The sequence below is a fragment of the Streptomyces sp. WM6386 genome (genome assembly GCF_000972385.1).
Lineage (GTDB): Bacteria > Actinomycetota > Actinomycetes > Streptomycetales > Streptomycetaceae > Streptomyces.
The window spans coordinates 1-337 of the sequence record NZ_JXTE01000706.1; the positions used below are offsets into that span (position 1 = coordinate 1).

At 66.2% G+C, this 337-nt stretch carries 1 pseudogene; it reads left to right on the plus strand.

Annotated elements, in window-relative coordinates:
• Window positions 1–68 precede the first annotated feature (68 nt).
• A pseudogene (locus TN53_RS43325) lies at window positions 69–337 on the plus strand (hypothetical protein); the annotation flags it as partial.

Genomic DNA, 337 nt, shown 5'->3' on the forward strand with positions numbered 1-337 from the left:
CTGCCGGCCTGCTCACGCTGGGCGCGGCTCCCGCTGCCTACGCCGATGAACCCGCACCCGAATTGGTCGTGGGAGGCGTCGAGGCGATCGACGGGGTGAAACCGGGGAGCAGCTTCGATCTGCCGGTCACCGTGGCGAACAAGGGCACCGCAACCGCCGAGAAGGTATGGGTCTCCTACTCCGTCACTCGCGGACTCGACTTCGCGGAGGTTCCCTCCAACTGCCTGGTACAACACGTGCGGCCCTACGACGAGATGCCCGAGAGATGGACAGCGGCGTGTGCGTTCGATCAGGCGGGGGAGCCGGGCGTCCTCTATACACCCGAGAAGCTTTTGGG